The sequence below is a fragment of the Desulfobacula sp. genome (assembly GCF_030145145.1).
GTDB lineage: Bacteria > Desulfobacterota > Desulfobacteria > Desulfobacterales > Desulfobacteraceae > Desulfobacula.
Genome location: NZ_JAQYWD010000022.1, coordinates 75,525 through 97,600, shown reverse-complemented (window position 1 = coordinate 97,600; position 22,076 = coordinate 75,525). Strand labels below are relative to the sequence as shown.

22 protein-coding genes are annotated in these 22,076 nt (G+C 38.5%); 14 read left to right on the top strand and 8 right to left on the bottom strand.

What is annotated here, in order from left to right:
• The first annotated feature begins 7 nt into the window (after positions 1 to 7).
• From Q1Q15_RS13950 to glf, 6 genes are all read left to right on the top strand, one after another.
• A complete protein-coding gene (locus Q1Q15_RS13950; RefSeq protein WP_300461003.1) occupies positions 8 to 946 on the top strand; it encodes an aspartate carbamoyltransferase catalytic subunit in 939 nt (312 codons plus the stop codon).
• Entirely contained in the window at positions 930 to 2,207 is a 1,278-nt protein-coding gene (locus Q1Q15_RS13945) for a dihydroorotase (protein WP_300461000.1), read from the top strand. The genes Q1Q15_RS13950 and Q1Q15_RS13945 overlap by 17 nt, the downstream gene beginning before the upstream one ends.
• 24 nt (positions 2,208 to 2,231) lie before the next feature.
• Positions 2,232 to 3,629 carry a sigma-54 dependent transcriptional regulator gene (locus Q1Q15_RS13940; RefSeq protein WP_300460997.1) on the top strand — a complete coding sequence of 466 codons (1,398 nt, stop codon included), beginning with the start codon at positions 2,232 to 2,234 and terminating at the stop codon, positions 3,627 to 3,629.
• Between the two features lie 448 nt (positions 3,630 to 4,077).
• Positions 4,078 to 5,028 (top strand): glycosyltransferase family 9 protein, encoded by a 951-nt coding sequence (locus Q1Q15_RS13935; protein ID WP_300460994.1) that lies wholly within the window; start codon positions 4,078 to 4,080, stop codon positions 5,026 to 5,028.
• On the top strand, positions 5,021 to 5,905 hold the full coding sequence (locus Q1Q15_RS13930) for a glycosyltransferase (protein WP_300460990.1): 885 nt from the start codon (positions 5,021 to 5,023) through the stop codon (positions 5,903 to 5,905). The genes Q1Q15_RS13935 and Q1Q15_RS13930 overlap by 8 nt, the downstream gene beginning before the upstream one ends.
• A complete protein-coding gene (gene glf / locus Q1Q15_RS13925; protein WP_300460987.1) occupies positions 5,902 to 7,008 on the top strand; it encodes a UDP-galactopyranose mutase in 1,107 nt (368 codons plus the stop codon). The genes Q1Q15_RS13930 and glf overlap by 4 nt, the downstream gene beginning before the upstream one ends.
• A 9-nt stretch (positions 7,009 to 7,017) precedes the next feature.
• Here the strand turns inward: glf and Q1Q15_RS13920 are convergent, their stop codons facing one another.
• From Q1Q15_RS13920 to Q1Q15_RS13885, 8 genes are all read right to left on the bottom strand, one after another.
• Positions 7,018 to 8,415 carry a glycosyltransferase family 2 protein gene (locus Q1Q15_RS13920; RefSeq protein ID WP_300460985.1) on the bottom strand — a complete coding sequence of 466 codons (1,398 nt, stop codon included), beginning with the start codon at positions 8,413 to 8,415 and terminating at the stop codon, positions 7,018 to 7,020.
• A 2-nt stretch (positions 8,416 to 8,417) separates the two neighbouring features.
• Positions 8,418 to 9,329, bottom strand: coding sequence for a sulfotransferase (locus tag Q1Q15_RS13915; RefSeq protein WP_300460982.1), 912 nt, complete (start codon positions 9,327 to 9,329; stop codon positions 8,418 to 8,420).
• Positions 9,329 to 10,363 carry a hypothetical protein gene (locus Q1Q15_RS13910; RefSeq protein ID WP_300460979.1) on the bottom strand — a complete coding sequence of 345 codons (1,035 nt, stop codon included), beginning with the start codon at positions 10,361 to 10,363 and terminating at the stop codon, positions 9,329 to 9,331. Before Q1Q15_RS13910 ends, Q1Q15_RS13915 begins: the two co-directional genes overlap by 1 nt.
• An 87-nt stretch (positions 10,364 to 10,450) precedes the next feature.
• Positions 10,451 to 11,854, bottom strand: a complete 1,404-nt coding sequence (locus tag Q1Q15_RS13905) for a glycosyltransferase family 2 protein (protein ID WP_300460977.1) — start codon at positions 11,852 to 11,854, stop codon at positions 10,451 to 10,453.
• A gap of 83 nt (positions 11,855 to 11,937) precedes the next feature.
• Complete coding sequence (locus Q1Q15_RS13900; RefSeq protein ID WP_300460974.1) at positions 11,938 to 12,657, bottom strand: ABC transporter ATP-binding protein; 720 nt, start codon at positions 12,655 to 12,657, stop codon at positions 11,938 to 11,940.
• The gene (locus Q1Q15_RS13895; protein ID WP_300460971.1) at positions 12,647 to 13,420 is read right to left on the bottom strand and encodes an ABC transporter permease; all 774 of its coding nucleotides are present in this window, start codon (positions 13,418 to 13,420) and stop codon (positions 12,647 to 12,649) included. The genes Q1Q15_RS13900 and Q1Q15_RS13895 overlap by 11 nt, the downstream gene beginning before the upstream one ends.
• Before the next feature lie 148 nt (positions 13,421 to 13,568).
• Positions 13,569 to 13,814, bottom strand: coding sequence for a hypothetical protein (locus Q1Q15_RS13890; protein ID WP_300460969.1), 246 nt, complete (start codon positions 13,812 to 13,814; stop codon positions 13,569 to 13,571).
• A gap of 399 nt (positions 13,815 to 14,213) precedes the next feature.
• Positions 14,214 to 15,083 carry a UbiA prenyltransferase family protein gene (locus Q1Q15_RS13885; protein ID WP_300460966.1) on the bottom strand — a complete coding sequence of 290 codons (870 nt, stop codon included), beginning with the start codon at positions 15,081 to 15,083 and terminating at the stop codon, positions 14,214 to 14,216.
• Positions 15,084 to 15,491: 408 nt separating this feature from the next.
• On the opposite strand from Q1Q15_RS13885, the gene Q1Q15_RS13880 reads away from it, so the two are divergent.
• The 8 genes from Q1Q15_RS13880 (at position 15,492) to Q1Q15_RS13845 (ending at position 22,030) form a co-directional block, all read left to right on the top strand.
• Positions 15,492 to 15,710: a prepilin-type N-terminal cleavage/methylation domain-containing protein gene (locus tag Q1Q15_RS13880; RefSeq protein ID WP_300460963.1), complete on the top strand. Its 219-nt coding sequence runs from the start codon at positions 15,492 to 15,494 to the stop codon at positions 15,708 to 15,710.
• Between the two features lie 53 nt (positions 15,711 to 15,763).
• Positions 15,764 to 16,147, top strand: coding sequence for a hypothetical protein (locus Q1Q15_RS13875; RefSeq protein ID WP_300460961.1), 384 nt, complete (start codon positions 15,764 to 15,766; stop codon positions 16,145 to 16,147).
• A gap of 93 nt (positions 16,148 to 16,240) precedes the next feature.
• On the top strand, positions 16,241 to 16,969 hold the full coding sequence (locus tag Q1Q15_RS13870; protein WP_300460958.1) for an ABC transporter ATP-binding protein: 729 nt from the start codon (positions 16,241 to 16,243) through the stop codon (positions 16,967 to 16,969).
• A gap of 1 nt (position 16,970) precedes the next feature.
• Positions 16,971 to 17,786 carry an ABC transporter permease subunit gene (locus tag Q1Q15_RS13865; RefSeq protein WP_300460956.1) on the top strand — a complete coding sequence of 272 codons (816 nt, stop codon included), beginning with the start codon at positions 16,971 to 16,973 and terminating at the stop codon, positions 17,784 to 17,786.
• Entirely contained in the window at positions 17,783 to 18,637 is an 855-nt protein-coding gene (locus Q1Q15_RS13860) for a hypothetical protein (RefSeq protein WP_300460954.1), read from the top strand. The genes Q1Q15_RS13865 and Q1Q15_RS13860 overlap by 4 nt, the downstream gene beginning before the upstream one ends.
• Positions 18,638 to 19,429: 792 nt before the next feature.
• Complete coding sequence (locus tag Q1Q15_RS13855) at positions 19,430 to 20,443, top strand: hypothetical protein (protein ID WP_300460951.1); 1,014 nt, start codon at positions 19,430 to 19,432, stop codon at positions 20,441 to 20,443.
• 558 nt (positions 20,444 to 21,001) lie between these two features.
• Positions 21,002 to 21,433: a type IV pilus modification protein PilV gene (gene pilV, locus Q1Q15_RS13850; protein ID WP_300461030.1), complete on the top strand. Its 432-nt coding sequence runs from the start codon at positions 21,002 to 21,004 to the stop codon at positions 21,431 to 21,433.
• Positions 21,434 to 21,505: 72 nt separating this feature from the next.
• Positions 21,506 to 22,030 carry a pilus assembly PilX N-terminal domain-containing protein gene (locus Q1Q15_RS13845; protein WP_300460948.1) on the top strand — a complete coding sequence of 175 codons (525 nt, stop codon included), beginning with the start codon at positions 21,506 to 21,508 and terminating at the stop codon, positions 22,028 to 22,030.
• Positions 22,031 to 22,076 lie beyond the last annotated feature (46 nt).

Below are 22,076 nucleotides of genomic sequence, written 5' to 3'. Positions count from 1 at the left end.
GTGCCATATGCGGTTTGCAAAAAAAGATATTCTTGATATCGAATCTTTAGAACCCCATGAAATTTCAATGATTCTCGATACAGCCCAGGGGATGAAGGAGATTTCAGAACGACCTGTAAAAAAAGTCCCCACTTTAAGAGGCAAAACCATTGTCCTTTTTTTCCAGGAGCCTTCAACAAGAACCAAGCTTTCCTTTGACACGGCAGCCAAACGGCTTTCTGCAGACAGTCTTTCCCTTTCTAAGAGTTCCTCCAGTATTGTCAAAGGTGAGACGCTGATAGATACCGCTAAAAACCTTGAAGCCATGAAGCCGGATATTATTGTGCTACGTCACCCGTCTTCGGGGGCGCCTCACTTAATTGCAAAACGCGTCAATGCGTCGGTGATTAATGCGGGGGATGGCATCCATGCACACCCCTCCCAGGCGTTGCTGGACATGATGAGTGTCAGGGAAAGAAAAGGGAAAATTGAGGGGTTAAAGGTGTCCATTATCGGTGATATTGCCCACTCAAGAGTGGCACGCTCCGATATTACAGGATTTTTAAAAATGGGCGCTGCTGTTTCCATCTGTGCACCGGGAACCATGATTCCCAAGGGTATAGAACGGTCTGGATGCACTGTATCCCCCACCATGGAGACCTGTATTGATGGGGCCGATGTCATCATGATGCTCAGGATTCAAAAAGAAAGACAGGGCAGCATCCTTTTCCCTACGGAAAGGGAATATGCCACCTTGTTCGGACTGAACAAGGCCCGGCTGAAGCTGGCAAATAAAGAGGTCATCGTCATGCATCCCGGGCCAATGAACCGGGGGGTTGAAATATCCAGTGAGGTGGCAGATGCTGATAATTCCATTATTCTGGAGCAGGTCACCAATGGTGTGGCCCTGCGGATGGCATTATTTTACCTGTTAGCAGGAGGGGGCAGACATGCTGATGCGCATTAAAGGAGCACGGGTTGTTGATCCGGGAAATATAGATGGTAAAAAAGATATCATCATTAATGATCACCTGATAGATGCTGTTGTGGATCCGGAAAATGTCCGGACGGCAGCAGATATGGAGACCATAGATGCCCGGGGCATGATCGTGGTGCCCGGGTTGATCGATATCCATGTTCATTTGAGAGAGCCTGGGCACGAATATAAAGAAACCATTGAAACAGGACTTTTGGCAGCGGCCAGAGGGGGCTTTACAGCGGTCTGCGCCATGCCCAATACACTGCCTGTGAACGATAATCGTCAGGTAACACAGTTTATTCTCCAGCGTGCAAAGGAACTGGGGCTTTCAAAAGTATATCCGGCCGGGGCCATCACCCAGGGATCCATGGGGCAAGCCCTTGCGGAAATATATGACATGAAACAGGCCGGGATTGTTGCCGTCACCGATGATGGCAAGCCGGTTGAAAATTCAAACCTGATGCGGCGGGCCCTGGAGTATTGCAAAGGTCTGGAGATGCCGATTTTTGTCCATGCTGAAGACGTCAGCATGGCCGATGGCGGGTCCATGAACGAAGGTCCTTTTGCGACATCCTGGGGCATAAAAGGCATCCCCAACGCGGCTGAAAGTATTATGGTTGTCAGAGACATTGCACTGTCAGAACTCACCGGCGCATCAGTTCATTTTTGTCATATCAGTACCAGAGAGTCTGTGGAAGCCATCCGGCAGGCAAAGAAAAGAGGGGTGAACATCACCTGCGAAACAGCGCCGCATTATTTTACGTTAACCGATGCGGATGTAAAAGACTACAATACCAATTTTAAAATGAATCCGCCGTTACGTTCCGAGGAAGACAGACAGGCCATTATTCACGGGCTTGCAGACGGTACAATTGATTTAATTGCATCGGACCACGCCCCTCACAGCGTGGTGGAAAAAGATGTTGAATTTGACAGGGCCGCTTTTGGTATTGTGGGATTGGAAACCTCTTTGCCCCTGTCATTAAAACTGGTTCAGGACGGCGTTTTGACTTTGACAGAACTGGTCAATAAAATGGCAAAACACCCCGCAAAAATAATCGGTATGAACAACGATATCAAACCGGGGAATACAGCAGATTTGACCCTTATCGATCCTGAAGATACCTATGAAATTGACCCTGAAACATTTCGATCCAAAAGCCGCAACACCCCCTTTTCCGGGATGAAGATCAAGGGCAGTACTTTTTTAACCATGGTCGATGGCAGGGTTGTCTATCAACGGGATTAAACCTTAACGATTAAAAAGCGTGGTATGATGAACAAAACACCCAGTATTCTTGTTGTTGACGATGAAACAAGCATGTGCGAGTTTCTTGATGTGTTATTATCCAAACAAGGCTATAAGGTATCAGATGCTAAAAATGGCAAACAGGCCCTGAAAAAGATTGAAAAAAATGATTATGACCTTGTCTTGTCTGATATTCGGCTGGGTGACATCACGGGCCTGGACGTTTTACGGGGTGCAAAAAAGAAAAATCCGAATACCGTTGTTATCATGATATCGGCTTACTCAACCACAGAGATTGCGGTTGAGGCCATGAATGAAGGGGCTTATGATTTTGTCCCCAAACCCTTTGATAATAATGAGCTTAAACATACCATCCAAAGGGCGCTGGAACTCAAGACCCTGGATCATGAAAAAGAGAGTACCTCATCAGAGCTTCAGAGTAGTATACACTTCAACCGGATTATCGGGAAAAGTCCGGGAATGCAGGCCATTTATAAACGGATTGAACAAATCAGCCCCACAAAAACCAATGTGTTGATCACCGGGGAAAGCGGTACAGGAAAGGAATTGATTGCAAGAGCCATTCATGAGAATTCCAACAGAGGGGATCAGCCGTTTGTGGTGGTCAATTGCGGGGGGATTCCGGATACGCTAATAGAAAGTGAATTCTTCGGACATGTCAAGGGGTCTTTTACCGGAGCCGTCAGTGACAAGAAAGGATTGTTTGAAGCCGCCAATCATGGGACCATTTTTCTGGATGAGATCGGCGAATTGACCCCTATTCTGCAGGTCAAGCTCTTGCGGGCGGTCCAGGAAACCTCTTTTAAACCCGTGGGGGGGACAAAAGAAATCGATGTGGATGTGAGAATTATCTCCGCCACCAATAAAAAGCTCGAGCAGGAGGTCATTGAAGGAAATTTCCGGGAAGATCTTTTCTTTAGATTGAATGTGATTCCCATTAAGGTCCCCCCGTTAAAGGATAGAAAAGGGGATGTGGAACTGCTGGCCAAGCATTTTGCTGAAAAATATTCTCAAAAAATGGGAAAGGCTTTTGTGAAGCTGTCTTCCTATGCCATCGATTTTTTGAATAAATATAGTTTTCCCGGTAATGTCAGGGAACTTGAGAATTTAATCGAACGGAGTGTGGCCCTTTCTTCCACCAATATTATCCTTCCGGAAAGTCTGACCATCTCCATGCACAAAAAACGCAGATGGGTTGAGGGTATTGATGGGAGACGCTTTGATCTGAATGAAGTGGAACAAGGGGTTGATCTGGATGAGATTATTTCCACCATAGAGCGGGCCTATCTTAAAAAAGCCATGGAACTGGCCGGCGGTAATAAAAGCAAGGCTGCGGATTATTTGAATCTAAGCCTGCGGTCCATGCGCTACCGCCTGGATAAAATTGAGCCTGTTGACTGATTTAGGACCGCAGATGAAATAAGGTGAGCAGAAATTGCTTTTTGTTTTTACCCAAATAGTGAATCGATTATATCGCTATAAGGAGTTGTTTTTCATCCTTATCTGGCGGGGACTGTTAATCCGTTACAAGCTGCCGTCATCGGTGTTTTATGGGCGGCACGGATTCAACCGTTAACTATGATGTTCCTCTTTGTTTTCGTGTTTTTAGACGACCTAGCTCAGACCCCATCAAAACCCGTTGATCTGACTGGCAACCCATGCTGACCTTTTTGATTTTCTTATTATTTTTAACCATAGTGATTTATGAAATATGGAAAAAACGATCTTTTTGATCAAAAAAGTTGACCAGTTAATCGGCCCTTTTTTATTAAAGGTGTTGCCTCAACAACCTCAGAAAAAAATAAACCTTCCAATCAAGGGAAGAGTTCTGGTCATCCGACCGGGAGGTATGGGTGATGCCTTGCTGTTGTTACCAGCGCTCAAAGAGCTTTTCATCCAGAGCGAAATAAGCTTGGACATATTGTGTGAACCCAGGAATGCCAATATTTTTAAAAACTTGGCATTTGTAAACAATATCTACTCCTACCACAATCCTTTGTCTCTATTTTTTGTCTTGCTCAAGCCTTACACTGTAGTCATTGATACGGAACAGTTCCACTTTTTATCTGCTATCATTACTCGATTGTTTAAGACAAAGATCAAAGTCGGATTCAAAACAAATGGCCGGGAAAAAAGCTATACTCGATCTGTGGATTATCATCAGGACATGTATGAAGCAAAAATGTTCTGGCGTCTTTTTTCTTGTGTGGCTGATTTTAAAACACCCTTTAAATTTCACACCGATTATTTTAAAACCGAACCTGTTCCTGGAAAGATACATGACTTGGAGAACAAACTTGTATGCCTTTTTACAGGTGCAAGCATTAAAGAACGGCTATGGCCTGAAAAACGATGGGCTCAAACAATTGACTGGCTTCAAGAAAATAATTATACTCCAGTGCTCATTGGCGGACAAACAGAAATCAAACAATGTAAAAACATTACAAATAAATGCAAAAAGCCACTTTTAAATTTTTGCGGTAGACTTTCTATCGCTCAGACCGTGCAATTATTTAAAAAAACGCAGTTTTTAATCAGTACAGATTCAGGGATTCTTCATCTTGGTGTCATCTGTAATATTCCCACCATAAGTCTTTTTGGACCCGGTATCGCTAAAAAATGGGCCCCAAAAGAGAAAAAGCATATTGTCATTAATAAAAATATTTCGTGCAGCCCATGCACTCTTTTCGGCACCACACTGCCCTGCCCGAATGCCAGAGCATGCCTGCTTCAAATTACACCATTGGATATCACCGAAGGAATCAGCCAATTGTTTAAAAGAGCACAAAATTATGCGTGACACCATTCTAAAATCAATACTAAAAAAGCCACCAAAAGGAGATCTTTTTGATTTCAAAAAAAATCAGGTGGCCTTGAGCTGTGTATTCATATTTTATAAACGATATGACCTGATGGAGACGATTCTTCATAACCTCAATTCCCAGTGTTTCCCCAAAAACAGTTTCCAGGTCGTTATAGTTGAAGACCGGGGCGGTTCAATTCAGGGTGATGCCCTGTCAGGCAAATTCTCTGACTTGAACATCGAGTACTATGCACCGGATCACGGATGGGGGAAAATGGGTTTTATGCGCAACTTCGGCCTTTCAAAAGCCCGGGGTGAAATCATTTTATTTCTCGATGATGATACCGTCATTGGTGACACAAAATTTTTAAAAACACTTTGCTGCAAATTTGATCAAGACCCATCTATTGATGGAATCATGCCAAAGGGACAGGCCTCTTTTGCCCTTATAAAGGGCCAATATTTTTTTCACGATCCGTTTTTTTTCACCAACCGCTGCATGGCATATCGTAAAAAGTGTCTTGAGGCACTCAATGGTTTTGATTCAAATTTTGTGGGTCAGGAAGATGTTGAACTGGCCATCCGGTTCATTGCAACCGGCAAAAAAGCAATTAAGGCAAAAGATTTGATATACTACCACCCACCTCTGGTATATACTGACACCGCAAAAGGATATGCAGTTGGTGCATCTTTTGCATCATCAAAATATAGTTTGATAATAAAATGGTTGTTGTTCATCAACGGCATCCGATGGCTGCCGCTTTATTTCTCACCCGTTTTAAAACACAAATTTATGGCACGGTTTGCTTTGGGTTTTTTCAAAGGGTTTATCTTTAAATTATTTAATAAAAAAACAAGGGTGATCTATCATTGAAATCATTTGATGTCCTAATTATAGGTGCTGGTATCACCGGCATAACGGCTGCCAGTATCCTGGCAAGGGAAAAAAACTTACGTGTTTTGATCGATGAAAAACGAACCCATATTGGCGGCAACTGTTATGATTGTATTAACAAAGACGGTCTGTTAATACACTTATACGGCCCGCATATTTTTCATACCCAGCATAAAAGTGTCTGGGACTACCTGTCCCAATTCACAAACTGGATAGATTATATTCATCATGTTAAAGCTTTTGTTGATAAAAAACACATTTCTTTTCCTATCAATATCAATACGTTTGAACAACTATTCAACAAAACCTTTACCCGGAATGACGTAATTTCTTACCTGGAAAAAGAAAAAATTGATTTGCTTAAAATAGAAAATGCTGAAGACATGGTTATTTCACGCATGGGAAAAACTATTTATAACAAATTTTTTAAAAATTATACTCGCAAACAATGGGGAATGGATGCCAGGCAACTAGCACCTGAAATTACGGCACGAATCCCGATACGTTTCAACCGGGATGACACATTTTTTACAGACCCCTATCAAGGGATACCGGAAAATGGTTATACAGCTATGTTCAAACGCATGCTCGATCACCCGAACATTAAACTGATTACCGGGAAGACTTTTCAGGATATTCAAAAGACTATAAATTTTAAAGCATTGATTTTCACGGGGCCTATCGATGAGTTTTTTAATTACCAGAACGGAGCTCTTCCATACCGGGGTATTCATTTTGATTTTAAAACCTATGATCAGGAATATTATCTGCCTGTAGCGGTTGTCAATTATCCCAACGACCATGAGTACACTCGTGCAACAGAATTCAAGCACATGACTCAGCAAAAGCATCCAAAAACCAGCCTGTGCTATGAATATCCGGCTGATTCAGGATCTGATCAAGTGTCACCCTTACCGTCATACCCTATACTGACACCGGAATCCATCTGTAGGTATAAGGCATATCAAGATGCTGCACATCAATTGACCGACACTTTGTTCATGGGGAGGCTTGGCAAATTTCAGTACCTGAACATGGATATCTGTGTCAAACAGGTCATGGATGAATTAAATGCATTTTAATAAAAGGCTTCACTTTTTCCCACTCTTGTAAACCAGACTTTGATAATAAATATACGGGAAAACCAAGATGGAAAAAATTTCTCCTAGCAGGTTTGAACCAATAATTCGGTGACATTTCAAGCGACCTAATCGAATGACAGAAAATAATCGGGTTTGCTCATCATAAAACATAACTTTTGGTGCTGCATAGATAAACGGTGTTGGAAGTGCTGCTGCCACAACATCAAATTTTTTCTTATGAAGCTTTGCCAACTGCTCTAACAAATAACTGACCCGACTGAGCATTCTATTATCAATCAAAGTTTTTGAATACTCCTTAAAATAATTTTTTCTGTCCCGGGTAATGATAATATGCATAGATGCGCCAGGATATCTAATTTTAATATCACTTAATAAATTCATGCTGTTTTGATAGCTTGTTCCGATAAGGGGGATTAATATTTTTTCTGGATTCAAGAGGTATAAATGTTCGTCTTCAGAAAACCTTTTTTTCTTCCCATTACAATACTCTTGTATTTTCCCCCATCTGGAAAAATAAAAATCTTGAACTGCCTGTTTAATAAGGCCCGCTTTTAACCTATGCGCATGGAACCTGTAAAAAAAATAAAGTTTGAGATAAAACCTGAGACTGTTATAAAAAAGTATGATTCGTTTATTATCGGGCACATGCTTTGAGTAAAACAAAAATGCATTTCGAATGCCATAATAATAATTGCTTAAATCCCCTCTATCCCGCTCAGTAAAAGAGCCATGGAAGACTATGGATTGGCAGACAGCAACAACCCGGTATCCATTTTTTATAAAATACTGCCCCCAGTCCATGTCATCCCAGCATAAAAAAAAACGATCATCCATCAGGCCGGTTATTTTTAATGCACTGATTCTGACCAAGGCGGAACAGATCGCCACATAATCCACATCAATAATGCCATTTAAATTTTCAGTAGAGTTCCGGTTGACTGGTACCACACCCATCATATCCCACCGAACATTTGCACCCGTTTCAACGGTTACCTCTGGTTGATCGATGTCCTGGATCCTTGATCCGGCAATACCGATACCTTCATCGGCATTCATAATCATCTCAAGTTCATTTAAGGTGTTGTTTGTAACTCTGATATCATTATCCAACAGCCAGATATATTCATATCGTTCTTTCTGGATGATATGAAACAGGCCGGAATTAAAACCACCTGTGCCGCCTAAATTTTTTTTATTATGCAAAATTGTAACATCGGGATATGCCTCCTGAATGGCTTTTGCAGAACCATCCGTTGATGCATTGTCAACAACAAAAATATCCGCCCGGCAGTCACTGACATTTTTTATGTCTGCCAGCAGCTTTAAAACTGTTTCCTTTTTATTCCAATTCAGGATAAGGGCAGCCGTCCTCACGGAAGTATTCATTTTTATTTATAAATCCATTGTTCCAAATCTTTACCGATTAGCTGTGACAATTGGTGAATATCCTTTTTAAACGAGCGAGTTAGGCGAATACGTGTATCAAATTCAATATTCCTTTTCTTTTCTGACATATCTTTGAAAAAATTAATCATACCTTCTATTTGGGCGTTTGTAAAAAAAATATTAAACAATGGTTTAGCTGCATTTTTCAATTTATTTGGCCTTACAATCCATTGGTTAATAAACCGGTATTTTGGAACATAACTGCGATGATATACTCTATCCAGATTTGAAGGTAAATATTGATTGTCAATCTCTAAAAAGTCAAAAACATTGCGAACAAACGACGGGCTATCCTTTTTTAAGTCATCAAACAACCCGACAAACACATGTTCAAAATTATCCAGAAAAGCTTTGACCTGACAATAATAACATCCGACTTTCACATGATGCCACATCAAATCAAAATTATTTTTAATTCTAACTTTTTCGTTTGATAGTGCAAACTCAAAACCAGCTGTTTCACGATGATCCCTAACAGTGTGCGAATAACTAGAAAACGCTCTTTCAACCGGGTTCCTTAATAAAATAATAATTTTGGGATTTCCAATATATTTTTTTATAACCGGAATGGATTGATGATAATAATAAAGAGTGTCCGCACTAGCCTCTCCACACAATTGATGATCATCTGCTTCAGAAAATAGGCCTGAGTATTGAGAAAACTCATGAACAGTTTCATCCAAACGAGTATCTCCAGGACCGTTCATTGGAAATTTTATAAACTGGGAAGAAATAAATTTGGGTTCCTTTTTTTCTGGCAAAAAAATTTGTGGATGATTTTTTAAATAACGAAACAATGAAGTTGTCCCGCATTTTGGTGCACCAACGATTAAAAAGTCAGGTCGCTTAGCCATTAGATCATTTCCCAGCTGTCAATCCACTTAAAATACTTAACAATTAAATCATCATCATTTTGCAGGCTCTGCGTAAAATAAGAAAGATGGGATGACACCAACGGCATAAAAATCTGAACATGTTTATTCAATTGATTAGAAAGTTCTGCAGTTAAAAATTTTTCGTCATCCTGACATCTGCTTTTAAGAAATTTTTTAATGCTGTCCTGCTTAAACCCAATAAAATTGATACTGACCCGCGTCCCAATTTTTATATTTACCGGATCAATGACTCTGGCCATATTAATAAAATTTTTACTCTTAGCTAAAAAATAATGATGCAATTTTTCAGACTTTTCCCCCCCATCCCAATAGGCCTCCATGGCAAATCCTGGGATATCGTTATCGCAGGGAAAATAACAGTCACCTATATCATGAGGTATCAGTTTGAATTCTTTTTGCTGATAATACGCGCAAACACCATTATTTACTACATTTGATGACACCAAAAAATGAGAGGATTGAGGTTCATTGATTAATTTTATCTGATGTACAAACTGTTTAAAAAGTTCCTTATCTGTTTCAATAAAAACCATATCATCATCTGACTTAATGAAATTTATTTTTCGATAACAGTCTTTTGTGTAAAAACTATATGCCGTTTTATACAACCGGTATGCATAATGCGTGTATTTACCAAAATTAACTGGAGAAAAAACATATATTTTTTTTTCTGGATCGTTAAGAGATTTCACCCAGTTAAAATCAGAAATATTTCTTGAAAAATTCCAGATATGGATATAATCAACGCTTTTTTGCTTAAGTAGTTGGTTTAGATAAACCATAGAGGCAGACATCCGGTCCTTTCTTCCAGCAAAAACAAATAAAATTGTACAATCAGCTAGAGTTTCCTTACACAACCAATCTGTATTGGCATAAACTCCAGACAGATCCCAATTAAAAAGAACGCTATAATTTCTTGCCTGTAAATAATGCAAGCGGTACCTTAGATCAACAAACATGCTTCGAACTACTTTCAATATTTTAAAAATCATTTTGATACCATTTTAAATAATTCAAACCGATTATCCCCATATCGCCTCACAATTTTCCAGCTTGAACAGCCCTTTTTTTTGCATTTTTTACCGTCGTATATTCTCTTTTGAAAAATATTTATATTTTACAAAAAACACTATAAAAAAAGGCATTGATAACAGACTTATCAACTCTCCCAATACGGAAGCAGTAATAATTTTGAATAAATATGAAACAAATGCATTTTCTTTTACAAGCATATCCGTATCCGATTCGTATTTATATGAACAACCTCCAACAAATGCATATGGGTTTGTGTCAAAATACACTACTCCATTGAAACCATGAAACAGCAACAGTAAAAATTTTATCGAAAAGGGTATATTGTCATTATGAACGAAATCCAAATATTCTGTTTTAGCCTTAAGGTTGTAATATTGTCTCCTGTCAGGCTGAAGAAGAATCTTCGTCCGACAGTTTTCCGCTATCTGTTCTATAACCAGACGATTAGCTTTGTAGTTTCTACCACAAACCACCAATATTTTTCCTTCTAATTTTCTCACCTTGACCTTTTTTTTCAATTTTTCGGGCCTGACAGGATCAGAATATCTATATTTACAAATATACCATCGATTCATAATAAAATCGCTGATTCCCCTTGTAATATATTTGGCTCTTGCTTTCTTACCAGTAAACAAATTAAAAAATATATTTTTAAATAAAGACCGCAACCTAAAATAAGTATTAATAAACCATTCAAGTGCATTTAAGTGCAAGGCATAAACTAGGAATGGGTTTCGAATACCATAATAATAATAGGTTAAATCTCCCCTATCTCTCTCGGAAAAAGTTGGGTGGCACACCACTGCTCGAGTAGAACAGACAACCCGGTAATTTTTCTTTTTAAATGCCAGCCCCCATTCCATGTCATCCCAAAACAAAAAATATCTTCCGTCCATGAGCCCGACTTCTTTAAGAGCACTAATATTGACCAAGGCCGAACAAACTGCCACATAATCGACATCAATGACCTCATCCAGGGTATTCTTTTTTTGGTTTTTTAAAAAAGGGGATAGTCCTGTACGATATCTTTCGATCAAGCCACCCGCTTCCACTATCATTTCCTTGTTATCAACATCCTTAATAATGCATCCGGCAAGGCCAATTTGTTCATCAGCCTCACAGACCTTAACCAACTCTGAAAGTGTTTGGTCCATAATTTGTGCATCATTGTCTAATAACCAAATATACTTAAAGTTTTTTTTCCCCACATATTTTAGGCCTGTATTAAACCCTCCTGTTCCACCCAGATTGACAAGATTTTTAATAATATGGACATCAGGGAATTTCCGGCCGATAACGTCCACTGTGTCATCGGTTGACGCATTGTCAACAACATGAACTTCAATGTTTTTGTATACAAGCGTTTTTAAGGACTTCAGAAGAGATATAACATTTTTTTTATCATTCCAGGTAACGATTACAACTCCGATTTTCGGTTGATCGTTCATTTAACCACCAAATCCAGCATTTTAATTATAGTTAAAAATTAAGTTATTTTTCATATCTAATGTGTAAACATTCCTTCTAAAATTTAATCGAATATATTCCATTTTATCTTGCCTTTTTCCAGTATCAAAATTTTATCTGCCATACCGGTCAACCTCTTTTTATTATGAGATACGATGAACAGAGTTTTCTTGTTTTTTAGCAGTTTTTGGATAGAGTTTAATGATTTTTCTTGAAATGCCTCATCACCCACTGAAAGAATCTCATCAAACAGGAAAATGTCTGCCTCGCTATGGATGGCAATTGAAAATCCAAGACGTAGTTTCATTCCTGATGAATATTTTTTAACCGGTGTTGAAATAAAATCACTCAACTCAGAATATTCAATGATCCGTTCAATCTTTGATTTTATTTCACCAATCGTCATACCCAGGATTGCCCCGTTCATATAAATATTTTCAATCCCGTTCAGATCAGGATGAAATCCTGCCCCTAATTCTATTAAAGGTGCAATTCGCCCATTAATGGTAATCTTTCCCGTTGTAGGAGAAATTACATTGGCAATGAGTTTAAGCAAAGTGCTTTTGCCTGAACCATTCGGACCATAAAGGCCGATGCTTGATCCTTTTGGAATTTTAAATGAAATCTGATCAAGCGCCCAGAATTCATCCGTTTTCAAACAATCAACATTTTTATTCCGTTTGAAAAACATTACCAGATCATCCCGTAGCAGTCCATGCTGGATTGCACTTTTAGAAAATTTCTTGCTCACTCTATCAAATTTAATGCTCAGATCAGATGACATCTGCAAAAGACCTTTCTAATCGAATAAACAATCGATATGACAAAATAAAAAGAAATAGGACAAAAACCGTTTCAATCATAAACTGCCAGCCGACAATCCCCCGGTTTTCAAGCAATACCCGTCTCAAGTTTTCAACTACGTAGGTTAATGGATTTAAAAATAATATCAATTTAAACTTGATGGGCAACGTATCAATTGAATAAAATACCGGAGTTGCAAAAAACCATAATCTCAATAAAAAAGCAGATGCCAGGCGAACATCTCGATAATAGACATTGATCGTGGCCAAAATCATCCCGACTGATGTGGTGAACAATAGCAATAGTATAGTTAACGGGACCGCCCATAACATATCCATGCTAAATGGAATTCGGTATATCATAATCAGCAGGGCCAGCAATATAAAGGTGATAGTAAAATCGGCCAGAAAAATCATGATTCGAGAGAAAATCAATAATTCTCTGGGAAAATAAATCTTGGTTATTAAGTTCCTATGAGCTACGAAGGAGTCAATAGATGCTGAAATGGAAGAAGAAAAAAAAGTCCAGGGGACCAGTCCGACAAAATAAAATAATGGTTTTGGAATTCCGCCGGTATCTATATTTAAAATAATCCCAAAAACCAAAACAAAAAGTAGCATCATGCTCAAAGGCTGAATAAGTGCCCAGAGGACACCAATAGCTGTCTGCTTATACCGAATTAATAGCTCTCGCCAAATTAAAATATAGAATAAATCTTTATATTTATATAATCGTTTATACATTTTTGGGCTTCACATGAACATTTTTTGTCATAAACAGCACCCCAATGATAAATATTGAAATGATCAATCTCGCTTCACTCAAGGGATTTGATTGTTTCGTTGTTACCATACCTTGTATGGATATCAAATTCTATACCAAAAATTAATTTCACTGCGTGTTTTTTATGGAAACAGCAATTTTAAAGCCAGCTAAACTCGGTATTAAAAAATCAGTTGCTCTTCTTTGGACCGGCCACAATATCAAAGCCATGACGCTGATCGATATTGCAAACCATTTTTCATCCGAGCCATAAAGAATATTATGGCCCTTTTGTTTTAAAAGATTTGCCCAAATCATATCAATTTGATTTTTATATTTTTTAGGGACAATTATTGAAGAATGGGCATCCATCATTCCCCGTTTAACAAATTTTAGTCAGTTCTAAAAATCCTGGCCCTAAGGGCCAGGTCAGAGATAAATCGTTTTGCCTTTCAAATATTGGCGAGGTGTTTCGCTAAAGGTAGCTTTGCCATAACCAAAAAGGCCGGAGGCCTTTCTACGTTGTATGGTTTTCATGAATGTTACCTCTCAAGTGGGCTTTGGTGTTGCGATTTCAAAGCTTGGTACAACATTCATTTTGTTTTTGCATAACGATCTTGCACGCAGTCAGTAAACCATGCCCTCCGGGTCTGATAACCAGTATTTTTTTCAATAATGGCCTATTGGGGTCAGCCCTGTATGTTTTGGGCAATAATTTTAATAAAACCGGACCAATGATGTGGTATAGTTGCTTCATCATTTTTATGTTGTCCATCATGAAGCGTATATAACAATGGTTAGAAACAGAAAAAAGATCAGGGCGGTGAGCAGTAATTGCCTGTCCGAAAAGAAGAGTTTGATGGGATCTGATCCTTTGCCAAGATCGCTCAGAAAAATAAACCTGAAAATGCCATAGGTAGCCGGCAGTACGGAATAAACGACCAGATCGCTATGCTCAACGGCATAAAGCCCATACACAACTAATGTCACACTGCCACACGACCAAAGCATGGGGTTTAGAAAGTTCAATGAATATCCAACCTGGCTTTCCCGATGCTTCTCCGCAATGTCTGTACCAAGCTCTTTAAGCTCATTCACCCGTTTGGCAATGGAAATCATCATGGCAATGAAAAAAACCGTTAAAAACAGCCAACTGGATATGGCTACGCTGCTGACGGCACCTCCTGCAAGGATTCTTAAAACAAACCCAAAAGCAATGGTAAATATTTCAAGAATGATTTTTTTTTTCAAATATAAACTGTAGCTGACCGTAAGGACAAAATAGGCGGCCAGATACAAAATGAATTTACCAGGGAAATTAAAGATCAAAAGCATTGATACCAGGATAAAACATAAGGCGCTTGAAAGAACAATGGCGTCACACCCTGTAACCGCACCGGAGCAAAATGGCCTGTTTTGTTTGTCCGGATGAAACCGGTCTTTTTCTCGATCGATCCAGTCATTTAATATGTACCCCAGACCGGAAATCAGACTGAAAACAATGACACCAAGGCAGGTAATATACAAAGAGGGGTCAATGAGGTTCCCTGAAAAAAACAAGGGTGAAAATAACAGCAAATTTTTGATCCATTGGTGGGGACGTAAGAGTCTAAGGGAAATTCTAAATTTTGATTTAGGGGGCATATCAACGGCATCCATTTTTAATATCAGTTTCTTTTTGAGCGTATTAATGATTTCAAGCCTAATGAAGCGCAAATCTTACCATTATCGTGGGGGTAATAAAATATATTTTTTACATGTGATGAAAACACGGTGATGTGATTTTTCGATAATTGACCAAATTAAAAGGATCATACGACAAATTTTGGTAAAGAATTTCAAAAATTGTATGGAAAGAGTAAGCAGGGGCATTAACTTTTAGAATTTTTTTTTCAAATGGTTTAAAAAAACTTTATTATTCAATAAGTTAAGTTTTATTTTATTTTTTTTTAACAGATGGCACCCTTCTTGAAGTGTAAGTTTGGCAAAGACGAACTTAAACCAAACACTTAAGACGAGAACTAAAACAACCATAAATTAGGAGGTAGAAAAATGTTTAGTTGGCTAAGAAAAAAAAGAAATCAGAAAGGCTTTACCTTGATCGAGCTCATGATTGTTATTGCCATCATTGGTATCCTTGCCGCAATTGCGATCCCCCAGTTTTCCAGTTACCGGGCAAAAAGTTTTAACACGGCATCGGTAAGCGATGTCAGAAATTGCAGAACAGATCTTGAAGCATTTTACGCAGAAGAACAACAATATCCAAATTAATTGATCAGGTCACGATTTGGGTTTATTAAATTTAAAAAAATAGGAGATATATAATGAAGATTTTTAAAATGGCCATGATTTGTGTAAGCATACTGACGTTAAGTTCCACAATGGTTCTTGCCGATGCATCTGTAGCAACGACTACAGGGGGAACAACATTAACAATTGCTGCAAATACTACTACTGGGACAGATGCCTTTAATTTCACACCCTCCCCGAGCACACTGTTAGCGATCGAAACAACACCCTTGGCATTTGCATTAACCAGTGCCAGTACAAAAACAACAACCGATAATGGTGTGATGTATGGTGTTCTGTCCAGCGCCAGCCCTGTCTATGAGCTCGCGCAGGCAGCAGATGGCGCTCTTACAGCACCAACCTCTGCAACAAGTCTTGGTTCGGATTGGAAAGACAAATCCGGAAACACAGCACCATAATTTGGATGCTTGAAAAAATCATTTAACGACAAAAAGCAGATCTGCAATGCGGGTCTGCTTTTTGTTGTTATTTTTATAACTAAAGAATAAACCATGCCTGAAATACGCATAAAAAACATATCCAAAACCTATGTTTCCGAGTTTAAAAGAGAGAAGAAAATCGCGGTTGAAAATTTTTCCCTTACTATTCATTCGGCTGAAAGTTTTGGTATCATCGGCAGGAACGGGGCTGGCAAAAGTACCACCATTAAAATGATCATGGGGTTTATCAAGCCTGACAAAGGAGACATCATTATTGATGATAAAAAGCCTTCTGACCCCGACTCCCGTCTCAATGTGGGATATCTGCCTGAAAACCCTTATTTTTATGATAATCTGTCAGCAGAAGAACTTTTAAAATTTTCAAGTTATACGTCCGGCCTTGATAAAAAAACAGCAGAAAAAAGAATAAATACACTTTTAAATCAGGTTGGCCTTTATGCGGTAAGAAAACAAAGATTGCGTACCTATTCAAAGGGCATGACCCAGCGAGTGGGGATCTGTTTCGCCCTGATTCATGATCCGGATATTATTATCCTGGATGAACCCATGTCAGGTCTAGATCCCTTTGGCAGAAAAATGGTCATTGATCTTATTGAAGATTTAAAAAAAAGGGGAAAGACGATTCTGTTCTGCTCACACATATTAAATGATGTTGAAAGAATATGTGACCGCGTTGCCATAATGGATTCAGGAACGTTGAAAGGTATTTTTACAAAACAACACGTTCTTGAAAATGAGGGCATGGAAAAATTGTTTTTAACCCTTGTCAGGGAAAAATAACATGATCCCAAAAATGGTTTCATTAATTTTTTTATCTTTTAAGGAAGGTGTCAGGGAGCGGGCATTGATCGGCATCGGTCTTTTTTCCTTATTTATGATGGGCAGTGCTTTTGTTGGTGTGAGTCTGTTTATGAGAGACTTACATAAAGTGTCTGTTGATATTAATCTTTCGGCCATCACCTTAGCCGGACTTTTGTTGACTTTTTTTGTTTCAATCAACCTGATATCCAAAGATATTGACAAGCATACCATCTATTGTGTGTTATCAAAGCCCTTTTCAAGAAGTCAATATATATGGGGGAAATACCTTGGCATCATGTTGTTGATCGTTACGGCGTTTTGTATGCTTACCTTATGCAGCAGCGTTAATCTTTTTTTAATCAAATCACAATATGACGTTTATTTTCAAACTTTTTCCTGGCTTGAGTTTTATAAGGCAATCTATTCTGAACTGCTCATGCTTTTTTTGTTAAATGCCATTGTCCTTTTTTTCAGTACAATTACAACCAGTTCCTTTATCACTCTTTTATTCAGCCTTTCCATCTATGTTGCAGGGCAGACAATAGAAGAAGTGGTTTTGTTTTTAAAAACAAGGTCTGCTGCTGATATGGCCTTGTCTGAAACGATAAATACAATTATTGATATCACCCAGTATATCTTACCAAATTTGTCTGTTTTTGATCTTAAAGTACACGCTGCCCATGCGATACCCATATCCTATGGTTATCTTTTTTCTATAACGTGTTACAGCCTTGTTTATTCTGTGGTCCTTCTTTTATCGGCTTCTATAATTTTCAACCGGAGGGAACTGAATTGAAAAAGGTGGTTATTATTCATCTGACGCCTTTTCTTCTTATCTGTTCCATTGTTTTGTGTTTTTTTGTTCAACAGAATCTTTCCGTAAAAAGAGAAAACTTCTTAAAAAGAAGTGACATGGATTATATCCTGCCTTCAAAAGTTACCGGTCTTGCTGCAATGGAATTTAAAGGCATTGTATCTGATTTTCTTTTCTTAAAAGCGTCTACTTTTTTTGGTGGTAAATTCATAAAAAATGAGACGCTCAATGCCAAACACGCTGATTATATATATAATTTTTCAGATGTTATTACGGATCTTGATCCATGGTTCTGGGATGCTTACCTGTTTTCAAATATGTTACTTACATGGGATTTTGGCAAGATTGATCAGGCCAACACCCTCCTTTTTAAGGCAAGAGAGTATAGAACAACTGATTTTAAGGTCCCGTACCATATCGGGTTTAATTATTTTTATTTTTTAAAAGATAATATTAAGGGCTCACAATATATGATGGAGGCGGCAAAGCTGCCTGGAAGTCCGACGTATCTTGCCTCGCTTGCCAGCCGGCTTGCCATGTACCAGAATCAATACAAGCCTGCTATCTTGTTTTTAGAGGATATCCTGAAAAAGACCCGTAACCCGATTTTGGCAAAACAACTTGAGACAAGACTTGAAGCATTAACGGTTATGAACAGTCTTGAAAAAAAAATTGATGCGTTTAAAAAAAAATTCGGGGTTTTTCCAGACCACTTGTCTGATCTCATTAACACGGGGTTGGTTGAATCCATTCCTGATGATCCCTATGGGGGAAAATACATCCTGCTTGAAAATAAAAGGGTGTATACAACCAGCAAGCTGGTTTATAAATAGCCATATCCTGTCTTATCCAGATAGATCACTATAATGTTACAAACGGTTTTTATGGTCATGAAGATAAAAACAGAAGCAGTTAAGAATCAATCCTTCCTCATTGGCCTGTTGTTCATCATGGCCCTGTACTTGCCAGTCAATTATTTTGGTTTTGTGAACATGGATGATATGGAGCATTTTAATGCTTTCCTACGTGAAGATTTTAAATTCGATCTTTTTAAATTGTTTTTTCGTGAGTCAGCAACAAAATATTACAGGCCATTGTTAACCCTTTCCTTTTATCTGGACAGTCAAATCTGGGGATTGTCCATGAAAGGATATCATTTGACCAATTACGTGCTTCATGTCCAAAATTCTATACTGGTTTATTTGATTACTTTACGTCTGTTCAAGCAGGATATGAATGGTAAAATTTATGCAAGTCTTGCCATGGTTCTATTCGGTATCCATCCGCTGACCTGCGAGTCTGTGGCATGGGTCTCGGGACGATCGGACATTGCCGGGGCCTTCTTTTTTCTTTTGGCTGTTAATTTCTATTTTATAAAGAATCCTTTTCGATTTGTATTGACACCCCTGGCTGTTTTTCTGGGAATGCTATGTAAGGAGAACGCCCTGGCAGGTATTCCTATCATCATCCTTATGGATATGCTCATCAATCATACCCATAACTACCCGATCAAAGGGGTTATGAGAAATGCAATGGTTTGGTTCATTGTTATGATCATTCCCCTTTTTATATACTCATTTTTGAGGACAAACGGGTGGGAGAGTTCTGCCTATACCCATGCGTCTTTGACACTGTCTAAAGCGGCAGTTTCTGTCAGCGCTGAAAAAATAAATGCCTTTGAACTTTTCCATATTTTCCCAGCCATTGGGTTTTATCTTAAAAAGATGATTATTCCGTTTCCCCTTAATTTTGCCATATCTAATATCAATACAACAATTTATTCAATCGTATTTTTTTCTTTTTGTCTGTTGAGTATTTATTGGGGTATTAATAAAAAAATTTCTTTCCTGCTCGTGAGTATGATCCTGGTAATCTCTTTTGCGCCTGCCTTACCGATTGCTTTTGGTCATATCGCATGGGTCCCTTTTGCAGAACGATACTTGTATTTATCCGTCAGTCTGGCAGCTATCTGTATGGTTGCTTATGGTCGCAGTGTTGTTCAAAGGGGTCTCATCAGCTCTAAAAAGCAATGGATTGTTTTCTTTGCTATCATCTTTGTTTTTTCTATAGCAACGGTCCAAAGAGAATTTGTGTGGAAAAATAGCCAGAGTCTTTGGGCAGATACCCTAAAACAAAACCCTGACTCCAGCATGGTTTTGTTTAAATACGGCCAGGCTTTTGGTGGTGAAACAGAAATATGGGCCTACCAAAGGGCCATTGCGAATTCAGATAATTTTAAATTTCGAGATGTAACTTTTTTAGGGATTGCCCGCTATGAAAGTGCTGTTCAAAATTATGACAAGGCTATTGAAAATATAGATAAGGCATTGGCAATAAAAAAGAACTTTAATAATCTTTGCCAGGCGGCGGAGATTGTTCTATCAATGAAAGCAGAAGATGAACGCATGGGAAAAGAGTATACAGCCCAGGCGATCAAATATTATCAGATAGCATATACAAAACGCAAAACTGCCTTTGTTTTGTATAAAATTGGGACCCTCATGAATCAAACATGCCAGAAGGCAGAGTCTATGCAAATTCTTGAAAAAGTTAGACACAACCATCCAAATTCAAAATATGCCCTTTATGCTGGAACATTGTTAAAAAAAATGTCATCTTATAAAAACACAGAGAATTAATACAGGTAACTTTTGCTGGATAATTGTATTTCGTCATTCTTGTTGTTATTTCAATGATGCTATTTTAATTTAATCAATCGGGTTCCACTTCATGCTTTTATATTAAAAAAAAATATCATGGATCATTTCCTGGGATGATAATCATACCCATGGGATATTTTTTTCTAACTGCTTCATGTAATTATCAAAAGGTGTTGGTATGAATGACAAGTTTTGTAAAGTCAATGCATCATAATTATAAACAATTTGAATGTAGCTAAATAAAATAATGTTCTGTTTTTATGCGCATGCAAGCAGAGTTGGCTATGGAATTCGATTGCAACTGTTATGGCATAAAGAGCTTTTTTTTTGTGTATTCTTAGAAGAATGATCCAAATATTGCATCATTCTTTCATGGTATAGAGTTTGAGTTGAAACATCATAAGTGCAGGATCTACTATTTTTTTATTTGCCGATAAAGCAAGTTTTTCCTCAGGATTAATGAAATAAATTGTGTTAAAGGTAAGAACCGTATCAGATAACCACAATTAAACGCAGAAACCTGGGATTATAATATTGATGGATATACATTTTTTATTTTTTGATACCGTCCGCCGGGTTTTTAAACGCCGGGTTAACTGTTTTCAAAAATTACACAAAAATCATAAGGGGTTCACAATCATTGAAGTGCTGATTGCCATTGTCATTCTTTCCATCGGTATCCTTGGGATAGCAAAAATGCAGATCACAGCAATAAAGGCCAATAGCAGTGCTATGAAATTCACCAAGGCAACGATTGCGGCTCAGGCCCAGATTGAATCTTTATTGTCAACCTCCTTTGCGAATGTCATAACGGGTGCTGCAACCACTACGGACGGCTATACGGTTGTGTGGCATGTGAGTCCGGATAGTGGTGGGAATACGGCGATTAAAAATGTTAAGGTTGTTGTGACGGATCCTGCAGGTAAAAAAAAAGCGGATATCAGTTTTATCAAAGCGGCTGATATATAATAGTTCCAAAGGGAAAAATCCGTTTTTATCCGGATTTTATCGTTATATACGGTTTGACAAGGGAGATACCATATGGTTGAAAAAAATTTTATTATCGGTAATGAGCAGGGGTCTGCCATCATTTATGCGATATTAATCCTTGCCGTATTAACCATACTGGGCATATCCTCCACAAATACCAGCGACATTGAGTTGAAAATTGTGAGTAATGAAATAATTTATCAACGGAATTTTTATATCGCCGACAGTGCCTGGAAATATGGCGCATACTGGCTGGATGCAAAACCAAAGGCGCCTTCTAAAGTCAACAGCCCTGCAGCAGCCAATCCCACGGATGAAGAAAAAGCGATTGCCGCCATGGTGAGAAATTTCGGTGATGGCGGACAGGACATTTTAAATGATACGTTCCCGGATGGCACAAACGACGGTAACATTGATACCATTCCATATTGGTATAATGTTCAGTATGGAAAAAATGTCATTGTGCCCGGCAGCGGCAAAAATTATCGAAAATTTATTTATATCGTTAAATCCAATGCAAACAAAAAACAGGAAATAGAAGTCAGGGCATCAAAGATTTATAAGATCGGATATTAGCACACCTGTCATGATTTTTTAACCCATTAAATTCCAGGTGATGATC

What these genes read in the sequence shown, in the direction of transcription:
- pilV (WP_300461030.1), top strand. Translation starts at nt 21,002, where the DNA reads ATGGATATACATTTTTTATTTTTTGATACCGTCCGCCGGGTTTTTAAA.
- Q1Q15_RS13885 (WP_300460966.1), bottom strand. Translation starts at nt 15,083, where the DNA reads ATGCCCCCTAAATCAAAATTTAGAATTTCCCTTAGACTCTTACGTCCC.
- Q1Q15_RS13915 (WP_300460982.1), bottom strand. Translation starts at nt 9,329, where the DNA reads ATGGCTAAGCGACCTGACTTTTTAATCGTTGGTGCACCAAAATGCGGG.
- Q1Q15_RS13870 (WP_300460958.1), top strand. Translation starts at nt 16,241, where the DNA reads ATGCCTGAAATACGCATAAAAAACATATCCAAAACCTATGTTTCCGAG.
- Q1Q15_RS13950 (WP_300461003.1), top strand. Translation starts at nt 8, where the DNA reads ATGCGGTTTGCAAAAAAAGATATTCTTGATATCGAATCTTTAGAACCC.
- Q1Q15_RS13910 (WP_300460979.1), bottom strand. Translation starts at nt 10,363, where the DNA reads ATGATTTTTAAAATATTGAAAGTAGTTCGAAGCATGTTTGTTGATCTA.
- Q1Q15_RS13875 (WP_300460961.1), top strand. Translation starts at nt 15,764, where the DNA reads ATGAAGATTTTTAAAATGGCCATGATTTGTGTAAGCATACTGACGTTA.
- Q1Q15_RS13930 (WP_300460990.1), top strand. Translation starts at nt 5,021, where the DNA reads ATGCGTGACACCATTCTAAAATCAATACTAAAAAAGCCACCAAAAGGA.
- Q1Q15_RS13890 (WP_300460969.1), bottom strand. Translation starts at nt 13,814, where the DNA reads ATGATGGATGCCCATTCTTCAATAATTGTCCCTAAAAAATATAAAAAT.
- Q1Q15_RS13845 (WP_300460948.1), top strand. Translation starts at nt 21,506, where the DNA reads ATGGTTGAAAAAAATTTTATTATCGGTAATGAGCAGGGGTCTGCCATC.
- Q1Q15_RS13865 (WP_300460956.1), top strand. Translation starts at nt 16,971, where the DNA reads ATGATCCCAAAAATGGTTTCATTAATTTTTTTATCTTTTAAGGAAGGT.
- Q1Q15_RS13905 (WP_300460977.1), bottom strand. Translation starts at nt 11,854, where the DNA reads ATGAACGATCAACCGAAAATCGGAGTTGTAATCGTTACCTGGAATGAT.
- Q1Q15_RS13895 (WP_300460971.1), bottom strand. Translation starts at nt 13,420, where the DNA reads ATGTATAAACGATTATATAAATATAAAGATTTATTCTATATTTTAATT.
- Q1Q15_RS13945 (WP_300461000.1), top strand. Translation starts at nt 930, where the DNA reads ATGCTGATGCGCATTAAAGGAGCACGGGTTGTTGATCCGGGAAATATA.
- Q1Q15_RS13880 (WP_300460963.1), top strand. Translation starts at nt 15,492, where the DNA reads ATGTTTAGTTGGCTAAGAAAAAAAAGAAATCAGAAAGGCTTTACCTTG.
- Q1Q15_RS13935 (WP_300460994.1), top strand. Translation starts at nt 4,078, where the DNA reads ATGGGTGATGCCTTGCTGTTGTTACCAGCGCTCAAAGAGCTTTTCATC.
- Q1Q15_RS13940 (WP_300460997.1), top strand. Translation starts at nt 2,232, where the DNA reads ATGATGAACAAAACACCCAGTATTCTTGTTGTTGACGATGAAACAAGC.
- Q1Q15_RS13920 (WP_300460985.1), bottom strand. Translation starts at nt 8,415, where the DNA reads ATGAATACTTCCGTGAGGACGGCTGCCCTTATCCTGAATTGGAATAAA.
- Q1Q15_RS13900 (WP_300460974.1), bottom strand. Translation starts at nt 12,657, where the DNA reads ATGTCATCTGATCTGAGCATTAAATTTGATAGAGTGAGCAAGAAATTT.